5 protein-coding genes are annotated in these 5,725 nt (G+C 71.2%); 3 read left to right on the top strand and 2 right to left on the bottom strand.

Translation table 11 applies throughout. The annotated features are described in order from the left end of the window. Positions 1 to 364, top strand: a 364-nt coding sequence (locus AC08OQ_RS17130; RefSeq protein WP_476612198.1) for an aldo/keto reductase, incomplete at its 5' end; no start/stop codon positions are given. A gap of 64 nt (positions 365 to 428) precedes the next feature. Here AC08OQ_RS17130 and AC08OQ_RS17125 read toward each other — a convergent pair. Together AC08OQ_RS17125 and AC08OQ_RS17120 are read right to left on the bottom strand one after the other, a co-directional pair. Then, a complete protein-coding gene (locus AC08OQ_RS17125) occupies positions 429 to 1,214 on the bottom strand; it encodes an ABC transporter permease subunit (protein WP_462188479.1) in 786 nt (261 codons plus the stop codon). Continuing rightward, on the bottom strand, positions 1,211 to 2,380 hold the full coding sequence (locus AC08OQ_RS17120; protein WP_476593534.1) for an ABC transporter ATP-binding protein: 1,170 nt from the start codon (positions 2,378 to 2,380) through the stop codon (positions 1,211 to 1,213). The genes AC08OQ_RS17125 and AC08OQ_RS17120 overlap by 4 nt, the downstream gene beginning before the upstream one ends. Before the next feature lie 632 nt (positions 2,381 to 3,012). Between AC08OQ_RS17120 and AC08OQ_RS17115 the strand changes: the two genes are divergently transcribed. Together AC08OQ_RS17115 and AC08OQ_RS17110 are read left to right on the top strand one after the other, a co-directional pair. Further along, the gene (locus AC08OQ_RS17115; protein WP_476602299.1) at positions 3,013 to 4,959 is read left to right on the top strand and encodes a PP2C family protein-serine/threonine phosphatase; all 1,947 of its coding nucleotides are present in this window, start codon (positions 3,013 to 3,015) and stop codon (positions 4,957 to 4,959) included. Between the two features lie 46 nt (positions 4,960 to 5,005). Beyond that, the coding region (locus AC08OQ_RS17110) for a DUF4230 domain-containing protein (RefSeq protein ID WP_476612197.1) at positions 5,006 to 5,725 on the top strand (720 nt) is incomplete at its 3' end.

Here is a 5,725-nt window from a genome sequence, read left to right as displayed (position 1 = left end):
CGTGAACCAGATCCAGCTCGATCCCCGACTCGGCCGGTCCGCGATCCGCGCTTACCACGCGGAGCACGGGATCGTGACGGAGGCGTGGAGCCCGCTGGGCGCCGGCACCGGGCTGCTCGACGAACCGGTGATCGCGCGGATCGCCGCCGCGCACGAGCGCACCCCCGCGCAGGTCGTCCTGCGCTGGCACATCGAGCTGGGCATCGTGGTGGTGCCGAAGTCGGCCAGCCCCAGGCGCCTGGCGGAGAACATCGACGTCTTCGACTTCACGCTCTCCGCCGAGGAGATCGCCGCGATCTCCGGACTGGACCGGGGCGCCGCGGGGGAGGTGGACGCCCTCGACTCCGACGTGTTCGGGCACTGAGTCCCTGGGAGCTCGGGGTCCAGGGACACTCGGGACAAAATAACGTTCCCATTTCCCATTTCCCTTATGAGGTCATGTCCCGGCGCCAGAAGAGGACGACAGCGACCAGCACCATCGCGGTGCAGTAGACCAGCCCGCGCAGCAGCGCGTCGGCGTAGGGCGTGGCGACGGCGGAGCCACCGGTGGTGATCGCCTCCATCAGCTGTACCGGCAGCCAGGCCCGGGCGGGACCGTAGATGCGCGTGACCAGCATCTCCACCGGCAGCGCGTAGGCGACCGCGACCGCGATCGCCGCGGCGGGCGCGCGGAAGACGATCGCGGCCAGGGCGCCGAGCGCGGCGTAGCCGAGCGATCCAGCGCACAGGTTGACGAAGCTCTTGCCCAGTTCGGCCAGCCCCGCCGCGCTGCTCCAGGCGGCCGTCGACACCCCCTTCAGCGGCGCGAGCGCGAAGGACAACGCGACCGAGACCACGGTCGCCACGGTGATGACGAGGACCACGAACGCCGCCAGAGCCAGCAGTTTGCCGGCGAGAAGCCGGAGCCGGTGCGGCTGGGCGACGAGCTGGTTGCGCAGGGTCCCGTGCGCATGGTCGCCGGCGAGCGACGCGGCGACGACGGACAGGGCCACCACGCCGAGCAGGATGCTGACCGCCTGCACCCCCTGCACGACGCCGTTCGCGGCGGACAGCCCGCTGGCCGTGACGGGGTCGCCATCGAAGTCGTTGTGCCCCACCGAGACGAAGGTCAGAACGGTGCCGAGCAGGGCCGAGGCGATGACCGCCCCCAGCGTCCCGAGCAGGAACCGGGTCCGCAACAGCGGCACCCATTCGGCGCGGAAAGCCGTGATCATGTGGCACCTGCACGGCTCTGGGCCGGGTCGAGCCCGGCTCCCACGGGGGGCACGCTGCCGTCCGGGGTGTTCTCGGAACGAATGAGGTCGCCGTCGATCTCGCCGGTGACGCGCAGGAAGGTCTCCTCCAGGTTCGGCCGATGGGTGCGCAGCGAGCGCAGGGTGATGCCGGCGCGCATCGCCAGTCGGTTGAGGTCCGCGGCCACCCCCTCGCGGGCATGGGCGGTCACCACCGGATGGCGTTCGCCGACTCCCGCGTCGCACGACGGCCCGGGGCAGAGGTCCATCTCGACCCGAAGGCCGGTCTCGCCGAGGAGCCCGGCCAGGCGGCGGGCGTCGTCGTCCCGCTCGGGCACCATGAGGATCCGGGGATCCTCGGCGGCGAGCAGGTCGGTGACGTGCCCCTGGAACAGCATCCGCCCGCCGTTGATCATCACCAGATGATCGCAGATCTGCTCGACCTCGGTCAGCAGATGGCTCGACATGAAGACCGTCATGCCGGTGCCGGCCAGCTGGCCCAGCAGCGCGCGGATCTCCCGGATGCCCGCCGGGTCGAGGCCGTTCGTCGGCTCGTCCAGGATGAGCAGGCTGGGATCGGGCAGCAGAGCGGCGGCGATGCCCAGGCGCTGCTTCATCCCGAGGGAGTAGGCGGTGAACCGGTCGTCGGCCCGCTCGGTCAGGCCCACCTGTGCGAGGACTTCCCCGACCCGCCGCGCGCGATCGGCGCGGCGCCGCCCGCCGATCCCACGCAGCAGGGCGAGCTGGTCCAGATTGCGCCGGCCGGACAGCCCGGGATGGAACGTCGGGCCTTCGATCATCGCCCCGACCCGGCCCAGGTAGCGGGCCGGATGGGAGATCGGCGCGCCCAGCACGTACCCCTGGCCCGCCGTGGGGCGGATCAACCCCAGCAGCATGCGCAGCGTGCTGGACTTCCCGGCCCCGTTCGGGCCGACGAAACCGGACAGCGTCCCGCGCGGCACCTGGAGGTCGAGATGGTCCACCGCCACCCGATCGCCGTACCGCTTGCCGAGCCCGCGGGTCCAGATCGCCGCCTCGGCCGGGCCCTCGGGCGACCGCCCGGCCGGCCGCGGGGGCCGCGCCGCACCGTGGGGGCGACCAGCCACGTTCGATGCGTGCGTCGGTTCGGTGACCGAACCCGAAGTCATCGTCTGACAGCCTCCCAGATCATGCATTCAACTCCCGGAGATCGGTCGATCCGTCACCCTCCACCGTGACTCCGTCATCCACCGTGCTCTATGGGGAGTCGTGCCCGCGGAGGCCGTCGTGGTCGACCAAAGGCGCGGCCGCTGGCGGGACCGGCACCGGGACGGGGGCCGATCGAACTCCCGTGCCTCCCGGCGGTACGCACTGGGCGCCGTCGGCGCCGGGCACCGCAGTGGCCGGACCAGTCCCCGGCTCGGGATCCCGGCTCGGATCCGCCGTGCTCAGCAGGCCTAACGAGTGGACCACGGGCACCGTTCCAGCTCCCGGCACTCCGGAGCGCTCGGTGCCGTGGGAATCCGGAGGTTTCCGCCTTGTCCGAAAGAGTGGCAACGTGCCGCTATGTTTACTCATTTCCAACACGTCATCAAACAAGCACTGTGAAAGTCTGGGGCTAGACTGGGACTGGAGTAGGTCCGCGCCGCCGCCGAGGTTCGCGATCGTTCGGCGCAGCACATTGAGTGCGGCGCTCATCGTTCCATCCGTGAGATGGGGTAGCTGTCGTACGAGCCTCCCCGGGGGACCCCGCACGTCACCCGACACAACCGGCGCCCGACGGCTGGACGACAATCTGCACATGGGCGAGACGGCTGGCCTTCGGCGCGGCATCCGGGTGCTGACGTTGCTCGCCAGCATCTCGATCATCGTGATGCTGGTGTTGGCCGTGGTCTCCGCCCTGCGGTCACGTCATGCCGCGACGGAGCGGAGCAGGCATCTGGACCCGGCGGCGACTACCACCGCGATTCTCCTGGCCGACTTCGTCGACCAGGAGAATGCTCTGCGTGGCTACATCATCACCCGGGGCCGGGGTTTCCTTGTCTCCTACGACGAGTCCGCCAGCTCCATCCCGGTCCTGATGGCACAGCTGGACGCGTTGCTGGCCGACTTCCCCGTGCCGCGCGCGCAGCACGGGGAAGTCGGCCGGGCGTACCGGGACTGGCGTCGCGAGGTTGTCCAGCCGGAACTGGCCGCGATGACGAGGGGAGACACCGCCGCTGCCCGGAATATCGTGCGCACCAACGCGCGCCAGGACTTCGACCTGCTGCGCCGCGAGGTCGCGGAGCTCGCCGTGGCGATCGACCGCGAGCAGGTCGAGGCGTCCGGGCGGGTGGAGAGTGCCTCCGTGCTGCTGCTGAGCTCGCTGGCCAGTGCGATGTTCGTCATCCTCGGGTTCCTGCTGACCATTATGATCATCTCGCGCCGATGGCTGCTCCGCCCGATCGGAGCGTTGCAGCGATCCGTCAACGCGGTGGCCGCCGGTCGCTACGACACCCGGATCCCCTCCGTCGGCCCCAAGGAGATCGTGGAGCTGGCCGCCGACGTCGAGACGATGCGCGCCCAGCTGGTGCGGCTCGTCCGCCAGAACGAGCGGTCGTGGGAGGCTCTGGCCCAGCAGGGACCCGCCGTGATCGCGCTGCGGGACGCGCTCACGCCCTCGCTCCTGCGGGCCCGCGGCCTGGTCCTGCACGGCCGGGTCGATCCGGCCGAGGGCGAACTGGCGGGGGACTGGTACGACGCCTTCGAGCTGCCCGACGGGCGGGTCGCCGTCGTGGTCGGTGACGTCTCCGGTCATGGAGCCGCGGCCGGGGTCTTCGCGTTGCGGCTCAAGCAACTGCTTGACGCGGCTCTGTCGACGGAGATCGATCCCGGTCGGGCCCTGGAGTGGACGGTGGACAACCTCGGTGAGATCGAGGAGATGTTCGCGACCGCGATCATCGCCGTCGTCGACCCGCGGACCGGGGACCTGTCCTACGTCAACGCCGGTCATCCCGACACGCTCCTGCTGCGCCGGGCGGTGCCCGGGAACATGGCCTCGGCGGGCGAGCCGCCCGTGGGCGAGCTGTCCGCGGGCGCGGGGTGGGTGGGTGCGGTGTCGGTGGGTGCGGTGTCGGTGGGCGAGCTGCCCACAGGCAAGGTACCCGCGGCCGCGGTGCTTCCCGGCGGGGCATCCTCACGCGAGGTACCCGCTCCGACCGCTCACCTGGTTGGCCCCCGCGATCCCGCCCGGCCGGGAGGCGGCCCCGGTGACGGGGTGGGCGGATCCGCCATGGCGGCTGCTGTTGGACCCGCGCATGCTGTCGGATCGGCCCGCGGGTCGGGGGATGGGGCGAACGGTGCCGGCCCCGAGCCCGGGCGGGTGCCGGGACCCGGTTCCATCGTCGGCTCCGGGCTGGGAACGGCGCAGGTCGTTCGGCTGCCTCCGACGGGCCCGTTGATGTCGAGCCTGCTCGCGGAGCCCGGGGCGTGGGGAATCCAGACGCTGCGGCTCGAACCGGGCGACGTGCTCTTCGCCTACACCGACGGACTGGTGGAGGCGCGTGACGAGGCCGGGCGGCAGTTCGGGCTGCACCGGCTGATCGCCGAGATCCTCCGTGATCCCACGCGCACGCCGGTGGCGCTGCTCGACGACGCCTTCGACGCGGTTCGCCGATACGCGCCCGGGCGGCAGGGCGACGACCGTACGGCGATCATTCTCGCCCGCACCGCCCAGTGTGGCTCCACGATCGCGCCCGGAGAGCCATAGCGGCGACATCGGCGTGGTTGCCGGCCATTTCGGGTAGAAGACGCTCATGAACGACGAGTCCGGCTTGGACCGGCCCACCCGCTCGACCCGGTCTCCGCGATCTCTGCGGTCTCTGCGGTCCCGGCTCAGCCCACTGCGGTTGATCGCCGTCGTCGCTACCGTCGCCGCCATCGTGCTCGTCCTCGCCGGCATCGCCCTGGTGGCGGGATGGCGGCCGAGCCTGCCGAACCCGTTCGAGGAGAGGACGGTCGACCGCAGTTCCCCGGCGGTACTGCGCTCCCTGGAAGAGCTGAGCGACCATCACGCCGCCAGCGCCCACTTCGAGGTGGTGGTCGACCTCGAGAAGGACAGCAAGTGGATCCCTGATGCGCTGCGCGGCGAGCGCACCCTGTTCGTCGGGGTCGGCACCGTCGACTCGGTGATCAACTTTGGTGCGCTCGGCAAGGACGCGGTCACCGTCTCCCCGGACCGTCGTGCGGTCACCATCGAGCTGCCGAACCCGACGCTGTCCAGGCCCGAGCTGGATCTTGACCACAGCTACGTGGTGGCCCGCCAGCGCGGCGCGCTGAACCGCGTCGGCGGGTTGTTCGGTGGGGTCGGCAGCGACCAGGAGCTCTACCGGGCCGCGTCGGCGCGGATGACCGACGCGGCGAGGACGGATGGCCAGGTGCTCGACCTGGGCAGGAAGAACACCACCGCCATGCTGCGCGGTCTACTCGGCGCGCTGGGTTTCACCGACGTCAGGGTGACCTACGCAGCCGACCGC

The organism is Frankia sp. CcCS3 (assembly GCF_977927575.1).
This window is presented reverse-complemented; position numbering and strand designations above follow the sequence as displayed.

Bases quoted from the DNA above. Each gene is read 5' to 3' on its own strand.
- AC08OQ_RS17125 (WP_462188479.1), bottom strand. From the start codon at position 1,214: ATGATCACGGCTTTCCGCGCCGAATGGGTGCCGCTGTTGCGGACCCGG.
- AC08OQ_RS17120 (WP_476593534.1), bottom strand. From the start codon at position 2,380: ATGACTTCGGGTTCGGTCACCGAACCGACGCACGCATCGAACGTGGCT.
- AC08OQ_RS17115 (WP_476602299.1), top strand. From the start codon at position 3,013: ATGGGCGAGACGGCTGGCCTTCGGCGCGGCATCCGGGTGCTGACGTTG.